Genomic DNA, 15,358 nt, shown 5'->3' on the forward strand with positions numbered 1-15,358 from the left:
AATTTTTATGCTTGAGGTTTGCGTAGGTAACCATAAACCACACCACTTACGATTGCTCCTACCAATACAGAAACGAGGTAAAGAAGAGCATTTGAAGTAAGGGCAATCACGAAGATTCCTCCGTGTGGCGCCATAAGTTTGATACCAGTAAGACCAACGAGTCCACCTGCTACTGCTGAACCAAGGATGAAACTTGGGATCGCACGAGCTGGGTCAGCGGCACCAAATGGAATTGCTCCCTCAGTGATAAATGACAAGCCCATGATGATGTTTGTCAAACCTGAGTTGCGTTCTTCCTTAGTAAATTTATCTTTGAAAAGAAGAGTTGCGACAAAGATTGCAAGTGGTGGCACCATTCCTCCAGCCATAACTGCTGCCATGGCTACAGAACCACCTGAAGAAACAGACGCTGCAAGCGTACCTGTACCAAAGACATAAGCCGCTTTGTTAACTGGCCCACCCATGTCAACAGCCATCATTCCACCAAGGACGATACCAAGAAGGACAGCTGAACCGCCTCCAAGACCGCCGAGGAAATCATTCATAGCAGTGTTTATTGCTGCCATTGGGATATTCACAGCTAGCATTACAAATCCAGTCAAGATTGTTCCAAGAAGTGGCAAGAGAAGGATTGATTTTGCACCTTCAAGTGAACGAGGAACTTTAACGTATTTCTTGATAGCAAGAACCAAAGCACCTGCGATAAATCCACCAACAAGGGCACCTAGGAAACCAGATGAGACACCTGCAAGAGTTGAAGTTGCTTCACCACCTGCGGCATAAGGAATTTTACCAAAGGCAAAACCTTCTTTGGCAATAGCACCAGCCACGAAACCTGCTACCAAACCTGGTTTTTCAGCGATAGAGTAGGCAACATAACCTGCAAAGACTGGAAGCATCAAACCAAAGGCAGCTCCACCAATTTTCATGAACATAGAAGCTAGCTCATGGTAGGAACCAAGATTACCAAGATTTTCATTTGGAACACCCAAAGCACCGTCAATCAAGAAGGCAAGGGCAATCATGATACCACCGCCAATAACAAATGGCAACATTTGCGATACACCACTCATCAAGTGTTTGTAGAAGGCACCACCAAGACTTTGTTTTTCGTTAGAGGCTGTTGTAGCTTTTGTTCCATTAGCAGCACGATAAACTTCAGCATCTCCTGAAAGAGCCAAGTTAATTAACTCTTCTGTTTTACGGATACCGTCAGCAACTGGACGATTGATCAATGGTTTGCCATCGAAACGATCCATTTCTACAGCCTTGTCTGCTGCGATGATAACAGCTTTAGCCTTGCGGATGTCCTCAGCAGTTAGTTGGTTTCCAACACCGCTAGCACCGTTGGTTTCAACCTTGATTCCAACACCCATTTCAGCAGCCACTTTTTGAAGAGCTTCTTGGGCCATATAAGTGTGGGCGATACCTGTTGTACAAGCTGTAACAGCAACGATAAAGTCACCAGAGTCATTGGTAGGTGCTTGAACTGGCTCCTCAGCTTTTTCTGAAGCTTGGTTAAAAAGTTCGATAACTTGGTCAGCTGATGTTGCTTGACGAAGTTTGTCAGCAAAACCGTCTTTCATCAAGTATTGAGACAATTCTGCCAAGGCTGCTAAGTGAGTATCATTGGCACCTTCTGGAGCTGCAATCATAAAGAAAAGGTCAGTTGGTTGCCCATCCAAGCTCTCGTAGTCAACACCCTTGTTTGACTTGGCAAAGAGAACTGTCGCTTCTTTGACAGCAGCATTTTTGCTATGAGGCATTGCGATACCATCACCCAAACCAGTAGAAGTCAAAGCTTCACGCGCCAAAATTCCTTCTTTAAAGGTTTCAAAATCTGTCACATAACCGTGGTCTGTCAAGCTTTTAATCATCTCTTCGATGACAGCTGTTTTTTCAGTTGCTTGCAAATCCAGCAACATGACATCTTTTCTCAATAGGTCTTGAATTTTCATCTTTTTTCTACCTCAACTTTTTCATATGTTTCTTTAATAAATTCTGCCGTTGCCAAGTCATCTGAGAATGTCGTTGCTGTTCCACAAGCAACTCCCCATTTGAAGGCTTCTACTGCATCTTTAGATTTGACAAATTCACCTGTAAATCCAGCAACCATAGAGTCACCAGCTCCAACTGAATTTTTGACTATCCCCTTGATTGGTTTAGCAAAGTAAGCTCCCTCAGATGTGACAAGAAGGGCACCATCACCAGCCATAGAGATAATCACATTTTGAGCACCTTTAGCCAGTAACTCTCGCGCGTATTTCTCAATTTCATCTAAACTTTCGAGTTTAATCCCAAAAATCGCTCCAAGTTCATGATTGTTTGGTTTGACCAAAAGTGGCTGGTAGTCCAAACTATCAATCAAGGTCTGTCCTTCAAAGTCACAAACCACTTGCGCACCTGTCTGACGTGTCAAGGCAATCAAATCCTTGTAGATTACATTGCCTAGATTTCTAGCACTTGAACCTGCAAAGACAACCGTATCTTCTGCTGTCAGACTTGAAAGAATGGCTTTTAACTCTTCAAGTTGTTCGGGCTCAACAGTTGGACCCGTTCCGTTGATTTCTGTTTCTTGGTCTGCTTTGATTTTAACATTGATACGAGTATCTTCTGCCACTTGAACAAAACGTGTCTCGATTTCTTCATCAGCCAAAGTATCTGTGATAAATTTACCAGTAAAGCCTCCGATAAATCCCGTCGCTGTATTTGGAATATCCAAACGTTTCAAGACACGGCTGACATTGATTCCTTTCCCACCAGCAAACTTATCATCACTATCCATTCGATTGACACTACCGACTTGGACTTGGTCCAAACGAACGATATAGTCAATGGATGGATTGAGTGTGACTGTATAAATCATACTTCTATTACCTCCGTTTTCTCCTTAATAGCCTGCAAGAGCTCATGCCCTTGACTTGTGATAACAATAGCTCGTTTGAGTGGTGCTACCTTAGCAAAGCAAGTTTGTCCAATTTTTGATGAATCCACCAAGACATAGGTCTGTTTGGCATTCTCCAAAATAGCTCGCTTCACAGCTCCCTCCTCCATATCAGGAGTCGTATAATAGCCATCGTCCACACCATTCATCCCGATAAAGGCACGGTCAAAGTGCAATTGGTTAATTTGGTTAAGAGCAACGCCCCCGATGCTAGCATCCGTCGCCATCTTGACACTACCTCCAACCATGACAGTTGGAATCTGCTTTTCAACCAACTGAGCAGCATGGTGAATCGAGTTGGTCACGACTGTAACATTCTTATTGACCAATTCATGAATCAAAAAAGCAGTTGTTGTTCCTGCATCGATAAAGATGACATCTTGTTCCTTGATGAGAGAGGCTGCTTTCTGAGCCAATAACTTCTTCTCTTGAAGGTTTTTGACAGATTTTTCTTGAATGGTTTCTTCTTCCTGCAAGGAATGGGGCAATTCTGCTCCACCATGCACGCGACGAAGCTTGTTTTCCGCTTCCAACTCATCCAAATCTCTTCGAACCGTTGATTCTGACGTTTCTAACAAACTAACTAATTTTTCTAGAGAAACTACATGATGTTGATTTAACTCCTCTAAAATCAGCTGTTTCCGCTCTGTTTTTAACACTGAATCACCTCCTGTTATCGTTTACACTATTCATTCTATCACACTTCCTTTCAAAGTCAAGCATTTTTTATCATTTTCTTTCAAATTCTATCATTTTTCTTATTTCCAGAATTTTTATTGCAAGATAAGTGGCTTTATGGTAGACTATTTGAGTAAGTATTGGAAGATTACTCAAGAGGCTTAAGAGGCCGTGTTGGAAACGCGGTAGGCGTGTAACAGCGTGCGTGGGTTCGAATCCCATGTCTTCCGTAGAAAAGAAAAATTATTTCTAGGATACGACAAAAGTTGTATCTTTTTTGCTAATAAAACGAAATAAAGCAAGTAGCTATTATAAACTACTTGCTTTACTTTTTAAACTAATTATCAGATACTACTTTTATCTTTTTTATCTGAGGAGTTGTCTGTCGATTTATCACTAGATTTGCCTTTGTCGTTAGATTTTGAAACATTACTTCGGACAACAGTATCATAACCTTCTGTATTATCAATTAACTCAGTCGCTAGAGTACGATAATCCTCTTGAGAGATAAGCCAGTTGCCATCCTTATCTTTGGTTAATTTAATTTCAGTATCAAAATCTCCAGTAGTAAATGGTGTATACGCTAAGTTAGGGTCAACATCGTTATAGATAGTAAAATCATGCCTAAACAGATGCTCAAAAATCCAGTACGAAATTAATGTTTGGTATCGTTTAATATCAACATTTGATCCCGCAGTATTGTACTTACCTAAGTTGTCAATCCCTCCAATTAGAGTTGTTAAAACGTCTCTTGTTGAAGAAGCCAAGCCCTTAGAATGCAACTTTTTAGATGTAAAAGTTACAGTAGCTGAACTCCCTGATTCGTCTAACTTAACATCCTTAATAGAGTAAGAACCAATCTCCTGGAACATTTTTCGTCTTACTTTTAAGAAACCAGTAATTGTTTCTTCTGGTGTTTCAATAGGGAAATCAGCATGCCATTGAACAGAATAGGTAGAGGCTGGTGTAAGACCATCATCTTTTACCTTTTCACTAGTTTGAACCGCAAATACTGCCTCAGTCCATTTTTCATAGGTTTCGCCGTAAATCTTTTTAAACTTAGCAATATCAGTAGTCAAAACTGCATCTAATAAAGTTTCAGCATCTTTTGTAACTTTTTCTTTGACTGATTCTTCTTTCTTATCAGTTTGTTCGGTTTTGTCAGAATTCGACCCTGACTGACTCGGAAGTGAAGAACAAGCACCTAAGACAACTGCTGAGAGCGCTAAAATACCAAGCAACTTAACTTTTTTCATAATACACCTCTTTATAAAATTTACTCTTGGAAAAAGTCCCTAAGAGTGTTTCTTTAGAAAATCTCAAGATTATTCTAACGGAGAATGAGGGATTCGAACCCTCGCGCCAGTTATCCGACCTAACGATTTAGCAAACCGTCCTCTTCAGCCTCTTGAGTAATTCTCCAAAAATAAAAATACTAAAACGATTGGATTTATCAAACCTAACATCACGAATAAACATCATTTTTTGTTTATTTAATTTTTTACCTGTTACCCTTGTATTTTAAAGTAAATACTCTATCAACCAAGATAAAGTATCTAAGTCTATATTCAAAAATTTTTAAAATCGTACTCAATTATACCCAATGTTCAAATTCAAGAATCATTTCAAAACTATGTTATATATTCTCTTCTTCTAGATAATTGTTCTTTTTGAAAATCAAACACAACATTACAATAAACCCACAATATACAATCATTATATCATTCAGGGAGATAAAAGTCGGTATATTTTTTAATTTGTTATGTCTAATTTTTGAACGTTAAGTTCATTTTTTTAGTTTTTATAAAGAACTTCAAAATAAAAAACGTTGATTTAACAACGTTTCACCAATTAATAATGGAGCCGGTGGGAGTCTCTGGTGCATTATTAAATCAAACTATATTTAATTTTATAACTCCTTTTATAACTCTTTAACAAAAAACGCAATCGCTCACTGTTTTTATTTTTGATAAAACCGCTACTCCCCCAAGCAGATGATTTTACACATTTGAAATGCGTTTATTCGATTTACATTGCATGGATTTTAAATCCAACCTTTTTCAGACCAAACAAAAAAACCGCAAGCCTGAGCCTGCGGTGAAAGAACATTTTAGAAAGTTTCCTTTCTATTTATTTTTTAAAATTATTTAGTCGTAATCAAGCCTTCTGGTTCTACCGTGAACTCTGGCTTGTCTGCCATTGTTCCGTCTGGTTTGATGTAGTACCAGCCTGTCTTGTCGGCTGACTGGACGAAAGCATTTGATACCATAGTGCCGTCTTTACCGTCAAGATAGTACCAGGTCTGCTTATGCTTAATCCAACCAGTGACCATCTTACCATCTTCATCGAAGTAATACCAAGCGTTGTTGATACGAGCCCAACCAGTGGCCATAGAGCCTGAATCCGTGAACCAGTACCAAGCGTCTTTATAATTCAACCAGGTACTACGCTTCATGAAGCCTTTATCATCGAAATAGTACCAAACGTCATTGATTTTCTCCCATTTGTCAGTTGGGTATGAGCCGTCTTCACGAACCCACCACCAACCATATTGGTTCTGTTGCCAGCCTGTTTCAACCTCTTCAGGCGGTACGATATACCCAACGATTTCACTTACAGAACGCTCATTGTAGCGACAAGGGCCACCTACTTCCAAGTAGTCCCAGTTGCCATCAATATTCTGCTCAATCGTCTTGATTGTAGAGCCATCTGAGTCTTCATAGACAAGGCCAGTATGGCCATAGTTGACACCGTCGCTAGCTACATAGCTTTTCACGAAGAACCAGCCAGCTTTTGGATATTCAGCATCATACACGACTTTCAAACCTTGTGAACGTGCCGATTCAAGCAAGTCATAAGCGTTGCCCCAGAGCGTCACACCGTACCAATGACGAAGACCGTAACAAGGTACGTCAGCGCACTGAAAGCCATAGGCTCCATCATTATCCACTCCATCGCCAGAATTAGCCTTGTCGATGAAGAATTGAATCATTTCCTGTTTTTTAGACATACCTATTCCTCACTTGGTTTCTTGTATTCTAACGCTCGTGTGCTGTCTGTGATTCCGCTTGTTGTTGGGTCGTTGACCAGACCGATAGCAGTCAAGAATACGAAGACCGCATTGACAAGCAGAATCAGCTTGTTGCCGATATCACCCAAATCCAGATGATATCCAAAGACTGCTGCACCAGCTTGCAAGACAAGTAAGAGGGCTGGGATTGCAGTCAGCCAAAAGTATTTGTTTTGTAGTCTTAATTCCCAATTAATCATATTATTTTCCTTTCTGTTATGGTAACCTTGTAGGCCAAGCTTCATCTGTCAAGTATGAGATGGCACTTACACGAATATCTCCGATATCTTTGTCGGTTGGAATGTCTTCGTTAAATGTGAATTGAATGAAATTTAAGTCAGATTTACCGCCTAAATACCAAATTCCATAAGGTCTACCCTTATCGTCATAAGTTGGCCCTACAAGCGAATTTTCGCTTCTAAAACCTTCGGGAATTCCGTTAGGATAAGTAAGTTTAGCCCCTTTGTCTCCGCTACTATTATGTCTTACAAATCCAGGTCCATTCCGTCTGCCTACTCCAAACCAACCCCATTGAAGACCTCCGAACTGGTAAGTAACAAGATTGTTTACTCGTCTGATTTTAATGAACGAGTTGCCTGCTCTAGAGACACTGTTTAACGTTCTCCAACCAGTATCACCAATCAAAACACGCCAGCCTGTGTTGTCATTTCCGCTCTCTTTTATCCATTTCAGAGCGCCGTTTGTCACATTGACATCAACATAGGTTGTCCCTATTTCGGCAGTGATACGCCCCTCTGGTGAGCCTGTACCACGGATTTCCTGTCCTACGTTTTCAGGTAGGGGAAGCGTGACATTATTACCCCCAGCGATACCGAGGGTATTTCCTGTCAGTGTAAGCCTTGGTTCAGGCTTTTGGTTCAGCACCTTCACATCACGGCCAACAGCTTGAGCGAATGCTTCTAAATTGCTCATGGCAATCACGCTTTCGCTGCAGTATACGTTGCTACTAAATCAAGATTGGCAAAAGCGTCAATGCGTGTGCCAAGGTCAGCCAATTTTTGAACGACTGCGCCTTCAGTGCTACCACTCATTTTAGCGATTTCCTCAGCGATTTCTTTGAGGGTATCAAATTTTTCAGATACCCCTTCACCTAAAATGTCATTCTTGACTGCGGTTTTAGCTTGCTCAATCAGTTGTGTTACTGTCGCATTGTCAATCTTGCCATTAAGGAGTTGTTTCAATTCCTTGATGTCAACCCCAACTGCTTGAGCGAATGCCGTTAATTTTGTTGTGTCCATATTTTCACACCTTTCCTAAGTTATAGTACGTGAGCAAATCGGGAAATTCCTGACTCACTGTGCCGTCGCTACCTACAGTTCTTCCTGCAAGTTGCTTCTTAACTTCTTCTGCGATATCCAACTCTTTAAGAGCGTGGATTTCGTTGGTTACCAGTTCTCTATCTGACGCGACTATCTTGATGTGGGTTCCTCTATCACTTGGAAATACATAACCACCTACGTTAATTTCTAGCCGATACTTGCCGATTGGTAAGATATCCGTGATACTAAATACCACGCTTTGATTCTCTACTGTGAGCCTTCTTGACCATTGCGAATTACCTAAAGTCAATGTAACAAGTGCTTCTTGTCCATTGAGTGAAGTAATCGCTTGGAAATTCTCATCTAGTAGTTCATAACCAAATGTGGAAGAGATATCTCCTTGTTTAATAAGACAGCCACCGTCGAATTGAGCTAGATTGGTCGTGTTACAACCCATTCTGCGCTCCTTTCTCATCTTCAACTAAGATGTCATCTCTAATCTGCAACGCTTCAAAATTGTTGTACAAGTGGTCAATGTAGCCATTACCACCCAAAGCCTTGTAGCTGTTGTGCATGTTTTCTACTACATAGAACTCATCTTTAGTTGTAAAACCACGACGGATAGCTCTACGAATGTCACGATCGAGGTGCGTCCTCATCGTTACAAGGTGCGCATCGTCGTGTAGTTTTAGCTTTGCCTGTACTTCGTCAATTTTGGCGTTGTTCTCTTCAGTAGTAATCTGGACATCTTTGATTTGTTTCTTGACTTCACTTAACTCTGAAATGATTTGGTCTGTCTGTTCCTTTGATTTCTTCGGCAGTTTGTAGCTAAGCCAAGCGATAATAATCGGTGAAGCTACTGGTAGCACGTTCATGAAGAAATGCTCTGTTGATTGTAAGACGTCCATAAAGCACCTCCACTATTGGTTAGGTGTAACTGTTGTAGCAGGAGGTTCTGCAGTTGTAGGTGCCACGGTAGCTGTCGTAGAAACTGCAGCTGCTGGTGCGACAGTAGGTTCATTTGGTGCTTTCGGTGCATTAAACTTCCAAGGTGCTAGAACACCATTCTGGTAAGGTGTTCCTTCAAGTTGAGCAAGGGTTTCTCCTTGATAAGTAAAGGACTGATTGGTTTGAATCAGGATGCGTTTACCCTCTCCATAGACTTCAGTGTGGTTAGGATCTTCGACTGCAAAGATTGCTCCAGGCTCATAAACTTTCCCTACTTCAGCAAGTGGGAAGAGTTCAACCATTTCTTTGTAGGTTGTACCGTAAGAGACTTTTTCACCCATAATCGAATCTTGAGCCATCACACGTACTACTTTGTTAATACGATTCGCAAGTGCTTCAAGGTCATTTTGCTTCGCTTCTGTTTGAGTCGCTTTCTGCTCTGTCTGAGCCAGTTTCTGTTCATTCTGCTCCAATTTAGCTTGAGTTTCTTGCAGTTTAGCTTGCGCTTGTACAATAGCGCTTGTAGGGTCTAACTCAGTTCGTAGCACATCTTTAACTGCTTCGATGAGCGTTTCATCTGCGTCACCCAAGCGGTCACCCTCTAATTCACGAGTGAAAAAAGTTAACGGCTTGTCACATTGAATAGAGACTTCCGTCTTGCCAACTCTGAAAAATTTATTTACTAATACAAATTCCATTTTTGTTTCTCCTGATTATTTAAAATAAAAGTATAGTGAATCGCCGTATGCGAAATTGTTTTTGAATATTTGTTTTTGATTGTCATCCAGAAATTTAACGTATAATTTAAGATTTTTATCTGTTGTATATACATATTTAGCATATACAGTTGCTATTGTATCGTTTGAATGATTGATTCTTATTTTTATTTCCTTTACCTTGTCTTCATCACGATAATTATTATTGAATCTACCGCCTTTAGCAGTTAAATCAAAAATTAAATAATTGCCTGATTCTATCGGATTATATAAGTATTGAAACCAACCAATGTAGACCCACTTACTCCAAACAAGTTTATCACCGACATAGCGCTCGACAATATCTTTACCACCAACATAAATGCCTTCTCTTGTAGCCATTTTACACCTCTACACTGTACACATCGTAGATTGTGTTGGGGTCTTTCGTTCGGACTGCGTCATATTGGGCTTTTGAGCCATACCAATACTTCATTTGCTGGTTTCCGTTCTGGTTAATCAGCTTATTTGCAACCACCTCCGACGGTGTACTTGGAATCCCAAGCGCAGACCTGTTTACTCGTAAAACACCCGAATTGTCGACTGTAATCGTTGAGTTATCCGGTCTGACAACTCCGTTTGAACCAGCTGTTGCTGTTGCGGTAGTTGAACTTACTCCGTTTTTAAAAGTCTGCACAGATACTTTCTTCAACCCACGACCATCATGAATCATGATGTTGTCCGAGTTGTTGATCTGACTAGCCTGTGGCAAATCAGTTACTTTTCGTGTCTGTGTACTAATTACTGCCATGTTATACCTCCATAATATATTTCCAATCTGCGACAATCACATGACCGTTTTCATCAGCAAGTAAGGTATGTTCTGTACCGTCGTCTGTACGGATTGGTGCAGTGAAGTCGTTCTGCAAGAACATGTACTCGATAGCATTTAGTCTATCTTCGTGTTCCTGAACCTCACGCTTCAAAGCCTCTACAGACTCATAACTTGCTTGTCTAATGTTGTCTACGTTACCTAGCCCAACTTGATGCTTCGTAACGCTATGTGGATTGTTGCGATTGTTTAAGTGATTTTGAAAATCAACTTTACTTGCTTGTTCGACGTTTGCGACATTACCTAGTCCCACTTGTTGTTTCGTTACATTGTGTGGGTTGTTTCGGTTGTTGATGTGACCAGTTAGGTCAACCTTCTCAGCCTTGCTTTTAGTGACCTCGTCAATTTTTTCAGGCAGACCGTCGATGTCTGCTACCTTGTGCCTGTGACTTGAATCGGCCTTCCCATTCCAGCGAGTCCGTTCTTGGTCAGAAACGTGACGGGCAGTGTCTTCAATATGATTATCGATATTGGTTTGTAGCTTTCTTTCTGTCGCTTTCAATTCAGGAACAGTCGCATAAACCAAATCAGTCGCATTGTATTGAATGGTGATCTGACTATTTTTGCTAATAGTCGTATTGAAATCATAGTCTCGATACACATAAGCAGATGTTTTGGGAGGAATCACATCTCCCTGCTCTGCCCAGGTATACATATACATGAACTCTTCATGGTTCCCACGTTTTGCAAATACACCGATTTCGTTCACAATCATTTCACGCTCAATCCGTGAGTTATCAAACCTCGCTGTAAGACGAATCGTATCAGCTACATCCGTCGATAAAGACTGTGTCACTTGCAGAGAATGAACTATTTGAGCTACATCATTCTTCTTGCCAGTGTCTGTCTGATGTCGACCACTACCCAAAGCTATTCGAGTAAAAACCAGTGGTTCTCTATTTTGAATAGCCAAGGCTGTTTCGCTGATTGCTTTATCAGTCACAATAGGTTGGATAAAATATCCCATTTATTTCCTCCTATTCAAATCGAACCGAACGAATATCACTGAATGTATGAGCGCTAATATAAATTGTGTTCATCATTGGCGCTTCAACCGAGAATTGGATTCCTAAATGAGCAGGAATCAACTCACGCACATACTTTAAAAAACGGTTCAAATATCCAGTCGGTAGTTCTCCTAAAAATCGGATATGTACCGCTGAACCCTTGACCGTTACTAAATTATTGACATTCGTAAAGCTCTTTGTAATTTTTTGTAAACTCACTGAGTTTATTTTTATTTTGGAAGAAATTAAAGTGATTAGATACCGCCTTCGCTCTTCCAAATCAATTGTTTTCGGTTTTACCTGAAGGGCCTTTTCCCAACGTGTAATCCAGTCTTCCGTTGCTTCTGGCAACAACATCAATCGTCTGGTATCAAAGATTAAGTCTGTAATCAATTCCAGCTCTGGAATTTCAGTTTCAAACAAATCATTGATTGTTGGATCTAAGACCTCTGGCAAAGCCGATAACATACGATATCTAACTTGTGACATTAATGGTTACCTCCGCTAATTTAGGAAGCATGTTGGTAGAAAGCTCAATACTTTGTTCCCTGTCATTCAACAAAATACGGTCCACATCTCGAACCCCATTAATTCTGTCAATGATCGTGGCAACTTTATAATTTCGAACCTCTTTCTCTTCAAATGCTTCTTCACGTAAGTATTTAATGAGTTGGACTTTCGCCTCGTGCTTGATGGTTTCAATATCTACATCTTCATCAATCTTGATCGTTGCGGTAATACGGACGTCGTAGCCACTTACAGACTGCACAGTCACATAAGCACCAATCGGAGCGACGCCTAAACCGTGGCCGCTTGGTTCAGGATCTAAGTAATTCTTGAACTTATTTACCAGCTCTGCACTCGCTTCATTACCGTCAGCATCCGTAATAGATACACGTACTGTATTTTCACCCTTCCAAAGTGGCTCTACCAAGGCCGAACCAACACCAACAAACTCACTTGCCCATTTCTTGTATTGGGCAATGTTTCCGTTTAAAGTCGGTGTTTTAAGATACTCAATGGTCCGTTTACGGAGTTGTTTATCCGTCTCTTCGTCTTCTCCTACGACGATAACAGAGCCGATTTCTGCCCCTTTAAAACCATTCAACACATCAATATTGATGAGTTGACCTCTTACATAGTTAGGTGCATTTCCGACTTGTTCAGCTACTACGCTATACTCAAATCCAGAGCGACGTTCTAAGACACGGAAATTATACTCACTATTAACCACACTGAAACGAGTCCCGAGTGGGATTTCCTGCTTGAATTGAACCAATCGAACCGATGCCGTAGCTGGCAAGCGTTCAACTCCAAACTGCCTACATAAACGAGTTAGGAAGATTCCTGTACTCGTATCTAAAAAGTTGACTTCCTCATACGATTTTAAGACCGTATACTGAATGGCAACTTCTCGAGCTGCAGGCGCAACTAGATTGTACAAGACAGATCCTTGTCTTTTATCATACTTATCATCAAACAAGGCCAGCATATCCTCTAAAATTTCTGGATATGTTTTTACCTTTATCATCGTTTCACCTCCAAATCCATCTCAAATGTTCCAAAATCACTATCAACCATGAACTGCACATAAAACTCATCTTTCTTTACCTTAGTAGAAAAAGAATGAGCCTCATGAATCCTGTCATCTTCATACAAGGCCTCTTTTATGCGCCGTGCGATATCCATCTGGGCATAGTCCATATCCCCACCAAATAAGGCGTCTAATTCAACACCGTAGCGATGGTCATAAATTGTATAGATGAACCGTTCAGTTGTCAGCATGCGTCTGATTGATTGCTTCAGAGCATGAATGCCATCTGTTTCTAGCAAGATATTGGTTTCATCTAGTGTTAAGCTAGGCTGTTTCTTAGCTTCGACAACATTTTTAGCGATGTTTAAAAAGTTTGTTTTAGGAGTACTCATTCATCAGAACCCCCTTTCACTTTGCGTTTGTAGTGGAAAATTTTCTTGTACAAGACATAATAAAACCCTCCACCATCTTGTCTGATGAGATGAAGGGTTTGGCCAACATACTCAGGATCCAATTCTTCATCGGTCCATGTGACAGCAAGCATGGAATCATCCAAAATCAATTCATTGGTCAATTGGATTTTTAGTGGAGAAACCGATAAAACAACACCAGTCGTTATCTTGGCGAACTGGCGATTTTCAATGAAATTACTAATCAATTTCTTTAGATTTTCTATTACTTCCATCTACTCACTTCCTGCCATGAATAATTTAATTTCCATCGTGTGCTTTTCTGCACTGAAGGAATGAGTTGCCTCTTCAATGACATACCATCCCTTCTTCTCAATATCCTTGACATCCACATAGACTGCATGACCTGCTAAAAAGTCAATACTTCCAATATCAGCTTTTAGACTGAAAGTTTCTTTGGGACGGTTTTTCATCTTCAAGAGCATTTCGCCCCATTGCTTGATTTGCCCCTCAGTTGCTTTCTCATCCACTTTTTTCATGTACTGGAGTTTTCCCCAAGCGCCGATGTTGTAGCTGTCCTGATAGATATAGACCTCTCTCTTTTTGGTTTCTTTGTTCTCTTGGATCAAGCGGACAATATTAGCGCTATCCTCAATCGAACCTTCAAACTCAAAACTAGACATAAAGGATTCATTACCGATAATGTACTGAATTGGCAAGTTCTTTGGAGTGGTTAGTGTCAACTCGCCGAACTTGTCATACAAAACCAGCAATTCTCCACTTTGCACCAAGGTCTCATCCATGGCCTCTTGGATAATATCCAGAGCCTTCTTATCTTCCTTCAACTGAGGGGATAAGGTCACGGCTGGGGCTTTTAGTTCCCCAATCTTCAAATCAAAATCTCCTGCGATTGCTGAGACAATCTGATTGACGTTTTTATCCCTAGCAACAAAGTTGATATTGCGTAGTAAGTACTTTATCTGGTCGTGGAAGGTCAAGGTTGTTTTGGTATCTTTTTCGTACTTGATTTTGGTCAAATAACCAAAGAATACCTCTTTATCATCTAGCTTAAAAGCGAGCGGAGAACCATATTCAAAGGCTACTTTTGTAGAGTTGTACAAGGTAATCTCCACGCTCCAAGCCGACCCTTTTCTAGTTGTCTTGAATTCGACCTTTTCAGACACAGTTGCTAAATCCCATGTATCTCCAGTTTTATTGTTCTGATAGAATAATTGCATCATGGTATCACAAACTCCTGTCCAGGATAAATCCAATGAGGATCTTTGATTTTGTCTTTATTGGCTTCGTAAATTTCAGTATATCGACTGCCATCTCCGTAAAATGTCTGAGCAATTCCCCAAAGAGTATCACCACTCACAACCGTATGGCTTTTTTGAGCAGGTTTCTCAGTCGTAGGGCTACGTTCTTCAGTAGCTTTCGCCTGCGGTTTCTTTTTAGTAGCCTCAAGCGCTTTTTTATCTTTGATAGTGACCTTCCGTGGTTTATGAGACCGATATTGTAAGAACTTAATCTTGTATATCAGGTCATTTTCATATCCTGTCTTGGTAGAGACATCGAACTGTTCCACTAGAAATTTCCCGTTAATAGCAGAACCAAAAGCACTCCCAATCATGAGTTGAATAGGAGTGCCTTCCGTCTTAAATTTACGAATAGATGAGACAAAGGATTCTGGAGAGATACGGCTATTCCGTTGATAGTTTCCGTCGTATCTTCCACTGGGAATAAAGGATTCAAACTCAATCGATTGAAGCTCTGGATTTCCGACAAGCGGAACGTTACCAGTATCGATGATAGCGACTGTCTCAATTCCTTGTTTGTCCTCCAGTTTTATTTCTTCTGGATTCACTGGCAATTTAATGCCTTCAATAAATATAAACAT

20 protein-coding genes and 2 tRNA genes are annotated in these 15,358 nt (G+C 40.6%); 1 reads left to right on the plus strand and 21 read right to left on the minus strand.

Annotation, left to right across the window (positions count from 1 at the left end; genetic code table 11):
- Positions 1 to 5: 5 nt before the first annotated feature.
- Genes RYK12_RS04495 through RYK12_RS04505 form a run of 3 tightly spaced genes read right to left on the minus strand, consistent with a single transcriptional unit; the run spans position 6 to position 3,603 of the window.
- The gene (locus RYK12_RS04495; protein ID WP_314847241.1) at positions 6 to 1,958 is read right to left on the minus strand and encodes a fructose-specific PTS transporter subunit EIIC; all 1,953 of its coding nucleotides are present in this window, start codon (positions 1,956 to 1,958) and stop codon (positions 6 to 8) included.
- Positions 1,955 to 2,866, minus strand: coding sequence for a 1-phosphofructokinase (pfkB, locus tag RYK12_RS04500; protein ID WP_314847244.1), 912 nt, complete (start codon positions 2,864 to 2,866; stop codon positions 1,955 to 1,957). The genes RYK12_RS04495 and pfkB overlap by 4 nt, the downstream gene beginning before the upstream one ends.
- Positions 2,863 to 3,603 (minus strand): DeoR/GlpR family DNA-binding transcription regulator, encoded by a 741-nt coding sequence (locus tag RYK12_RS04505; protein ID WP_000920654.1) that lies wholly within the window; start codon positions 3,601 to 3,603, stop codon positions 2,863 to 2,865. The genes pfkB and RYK12_RS04505 overlap by 4 nt, the downstream gene beginning before the upstream one ends.
- Before the next feature lie 161 nt (positions 3,604 to 3,764).
- On the opposite strand from RYK12_RS04505, the gene RYK12_RS04510 reads away from it, so the two are divergent.
- Positions 3,765 to 3,852, plus strand: a tRNA-Ser gene (locus RYK12_RS04510).
- Positions 3,853 to 3,966: 114 nt separating this feature from the next.
- Here the strand turns inward: RYK12_RS04510 and RYK12_RS04515 are convergent.
- From RYK12_RS04515 to RYK12_RS04600, 18 genes are all read right to left on the minus strand, one after another.
- On the minus strand, positions 3,967 to 4,878 hold the full coding sequence (locus tag RYK12_RS04515; protein WP_060627979.1) for a hypothetical protein: 912 nt from the start codon (positions 4,876 to 4,878) through the stop codon (positions 3,967 to 3,969).
- A gap of 78 nt (positions 4,879 to 4,956) precedes the next feature.
- Positions 4,957 to 5,044: transfer RNA gene (locus RYK12_RS04520), tRNA-Ser, on the minus strand.
- 721 nt (positions 5,045 to 5,765) lie between these two features.
- Complete coding sequence (locus RYK12_RS04525) at positions 5,766 to 6,632, minus strand: CHAP domain-containing protein (protein WP_314847247.1); 867 nt, start codon at positions 6,630 to 6,632, stop codon at positions 5,766 to 5,768.
- A gap of 2 nt (positions 6,633 to 6,634) precedes the next feature.
- Positions 6,635 to 6,892 carry a phage holin gene (locus RYK12_RS04530; protein ID WP_314847250.1) on the minus strand — a complete coding sequence of 86 codons (258 nt, stop codon included), beginning with the start codon at positions 6,890 to 6,892 and terminating at the stop codon, positions 6,635 to 6,637.
- Between the two features lie 16 nt (positions 6,893 to 6,908).
- Positions 6,909 to 7,577 carry a hypothetical protein gene (locus tag RYK12_RS04535; RefSeq protein ID WP_314847252.1) on the minus strand — a complete coding sequence of 223 codons (669 nt, stop codon included), beginning with the start codon at positions 7,575 to 7,577 and terminating at the stop codon, positions 6,909 to 6,911.
- A 53-nt stretch (positions 7,578 to 7,630) separates the two neighbouring features.
- Entirely contained in the window at positions 7,631 to 7,951 is a 321-nt protein-coding gene (locus RYK12_RS04540) for a hypothetical protein (protein ID WP_314847255.1), read from the minus strand.
- 4 nt (positions 7,952 to 7,955) lie between these two features.
- Entirely contained in the window at positions 7,956 to 8,228 is a 273-nt protein-coding gene (locus RYK12_RS04545) for a hypothetical protein (protein ID WP_314847257.1), read from the minus strand.
- 190 nt (positions 8,229 to 8,418) lie between these two features.
- A complete protein-coding gene (locus tag RYK12_RS04550; protein WP_314847258.1) occupies positions 8,419 to 8,880 on the minus strand; it encodes a hypothetical protein in 462 nt (153 codons plus the stop codon).
- 12 nt (positions 8,881 to 8,892) lie between these two features.
- Positions 8,893 to 9,618, minus strand: coding sequence for a hypothetical protein (locus tag RYK12_RS04555; RefSeq protein WP_314847260.1), 726 nt, complete (start codon positions 9,616 to 9,618; stop codon positions 8,893 to 8,895).
- A 15-nt stretch (positions 9,619 to 9,633) separates the two neighbouring features.
- A complete protein-coding gene (locus RYK12_RS04560) occupies positions 9,634 to 10,017 on the minus strand; it encodes a hypothetical protein (protein WP_314847263.1) in 384 nt (127 codons plus the stop codon).
- A 1-nt stretch (position 10,018) separates the two neighbouring features.
- Positions 10,019 to 10,426 (minus strand): hypothetical protein, encoded by a 408-nt coding sequence (locus RYK12_RS04565; RefSeq protein WP_153199741.1) that lies wholly within the window; start codon positions 10,424 to 10,426, stop codon positions 10,019 to 10,021.
- 1 nt (position 10,427) lies between these two features.
- Positions 10,428 to 11,474, minus strand: coding sequence for a hypothetical protein (locus RYK12_RS04570; RefSeq protein ID WP_314847267.1), 1,047 nt, complete (start codon positions 11,472 to 11,474; stop codon positions 10,428 to 10,430).
- A 10-nt stretch (positions 11,475 to 11,484) separates the two neighbouring features.
- Positions 11,485 to 12,003 (minus strand): DUF2313 domain-containing protein, encoded by a 519-nt coding sequence (locus RYK12_RS04575; protein ID WP_049512697.1) that lies wholly within the window; start codon positions 12,001 to 12,003, stop codon positions 11,485 to 11,487.
- Entirely contained in the window at positions 11,990 to 13,045 is a 1,056-nt protein-coding gene (locus RYK12_RS04580; RefSeq protein WP_173234955.1) for a baseplate J/gp47 family protein, read from the minus strand. Before RYK12_RS04580 ends, RYK12_RS04575 begins: the two co-directional genes overlap by 14 nt.
- Entirely contained in the window at positions 13,042 to 13,440 is a 399-nt protein-coding gene (locus RYK12_RS04585; RefSeq protein WP_000106741.1) for a DUF2634 domain-containing protein, read from the minus strand. Before RYK12_RS04585 ends, RYK12_RS04580 begins: the two co-directional genes overlap by 4 nt.
- Positions 13,437 to 13,733 carry a DUF2577 domain-containing protein gene (locus RYK12_RS04590; protein WP_261103732.1) on the minus strand — a complete coding sequence of 99 codons (297 nt, stop codon included), beginning with the start codon at positions 13,731 to 13,733 and terminating at the stop codon, positions 13,437 to 13,439. Before RYK12_RS04590 ends, RYK12_RS04585 begins: the two co-directional genes overlap by 4 nt.
- A complete protein-coding gene (locus tag RYK12_RS04595) occupies positions 13,734 to 14,699 on the minus strand; it encodes a hypothetical protein (RefSeq protein WP_261043190.1) in 966 nt (321 codons plus the stop codon). It lies immediately after the preceding gene.
- Positions 14,696 to 15,358 carry a LysM peptidoglycan-binding domain-containing protein gene (locus tag RYK12_RS04600; RefSeq protein ID WP_314847271.1) on the minus strand — a complete coding sequence of 221 codons (663 nt, stop codon included), beginning with the start codon at positions 15,356 to 15,358 and terminating at the stop codon, positions 14,696 to 14,698. The genes RYK12_RS04595 and RYK12_RS04600 overlap by 4 nt, the downstream gene beginning before the upstream one ends.

The sequence above is a fragment of the uncultured Streptococcus sp. genome (assembly GCF_963518475.1).
Taxonomy (GTDB): Bacteria; Bacillota; Bacilli; order Lactobacillales; family Streptococcaceae; genus Streptococcus.

What these genes read in the sequence shown, in the direction of transcription:
- pfkB (WP_314847244.1), bottom strand. Translation starts at nt 2,866, where the DNA reads ATGATTTATACAGTCACACTCAATCCATCCATTGACTATATCGTTCGT.
- RYK12_RS04585 (WP_000106741.1), bottom strand. Translation starts at nt 13,440, where the DNA reads ATGAGTACTCCTAAAACAAACTTTTTAAACATCGCTAAAAATGTTGTC.
- RYK12_RS04560 (WP_314847263.1), bottom strand. Translation starts at nt 10,017, where the DNA reads ATGGCTACAAGAGAAGGCATTTATGTTGGTGGTAAAGATATTGTCGAG.
- RYK12_RS04515 (WP_060627979.1), bottom strand. Translation starts at nt 4,878, where the DNA reads ATGAAAAAAGTTAAGTTGCTTGGTATTTTAGCGCTCTCAGCAGTTGTC.
- RYK12_RS04565 (WP_153199741.1), bottom strand. Translation starts at nt 10,426, where the DNA reads ATGGCAGTAATTAGTACACAGACACGAAAAGTAACTGATTTGCCACAG.
- RYK12_RS04590 (WP_261103732.1), bottom strand. Translation starts at nt 13,733, where the DNA reads ATGGAAGTAATAGAAAATCTAAAGAAATTGATTAGTAATTTCATTGAA.
- RYK12_RS04540 (WP_314847255.1), bottom strand. Translation starts at nt 7,951, where the DNA reads ATGGACACAACAAAATTAACGGCATTCGCTCAAGCAGTTGGGGTTGAC.
- RYK12_RS04550 (WP_314847258.1), bottom strand. Translation starts at nt 8,880, where the DNA reads ATGGACGTCTTACAATCAACAGAGCATTTCTTCATGAACGTGCTACCA.
- RYK12_RS04600 (WP_314847271.1), bottom strand. Translation starts at nt 15,358, where the DNA reads ATGTTTATATTTATTGAAGGCATTAAATTGCCAGTGAATCCAGAAGAA.
- RYK12_RS04525 (WP_314847247.1), bottom strand. Translation starts at nt 6,632, where the DNA reads ATGTCTAAAAAACAGGAAATGATTCAATTCTTCATCGACAAGGCTAAT.
- RYK12_RS04580 (WP_173234955.1), bottom strand. Translation starts at nt 13,045, where the DNA reads ATGATAAAGGTAAAAACATATCCAGAAATTTTAGAGGATATGCTGGCC.
- RYK12_RS04570 (WP_314847267.1), bottom strand. Translation starts at nt 11,474, where the DNA reads ATGGGATATTTTATCCAACCTATTGTGACTGATAAAGCAATCAGCGAA.
- RYK12_RS04530 (WP_314847250.1), bottom strand. Translation starts at nt 6,892, where the DNA reads ATGATTAATTGGGAATTAAGACTACAAAACAAATACTTTTGGCTGACT.
- RYK12_RS04595 (WP_261043190.1), bottom strand. Translation starts at nt 14,699, where the DNA reads ATGATGCAATTATTCTATCAGAACAATAAAACTGGAGATACATGGGAT.
- RYK12_RS04575 (WP_049512697.1), bottom strand. Translation starts at nt 12,003, where the DNA reads ATGTCACAAGTTAGATATCGTATGTTATCGGCTTTGCCAGAGGTCTTA.
- RYK12_RS04495 (WP_314847241.1), bottom strand. Translation starts at nt 1,958, where the DNA reads ATGAAAATTCAAGACCTATTGAGAAAAGATGTCATGTTGCTGGATTTG.
- RYK12_RS04555 (WP_314847260.1), bottom strand. Translation starts at nt 9,618, where the DNA reads ATGGAATTTGTATTAGTAAATAAATTTTTCAGAGTTGGCAAGACGGAA.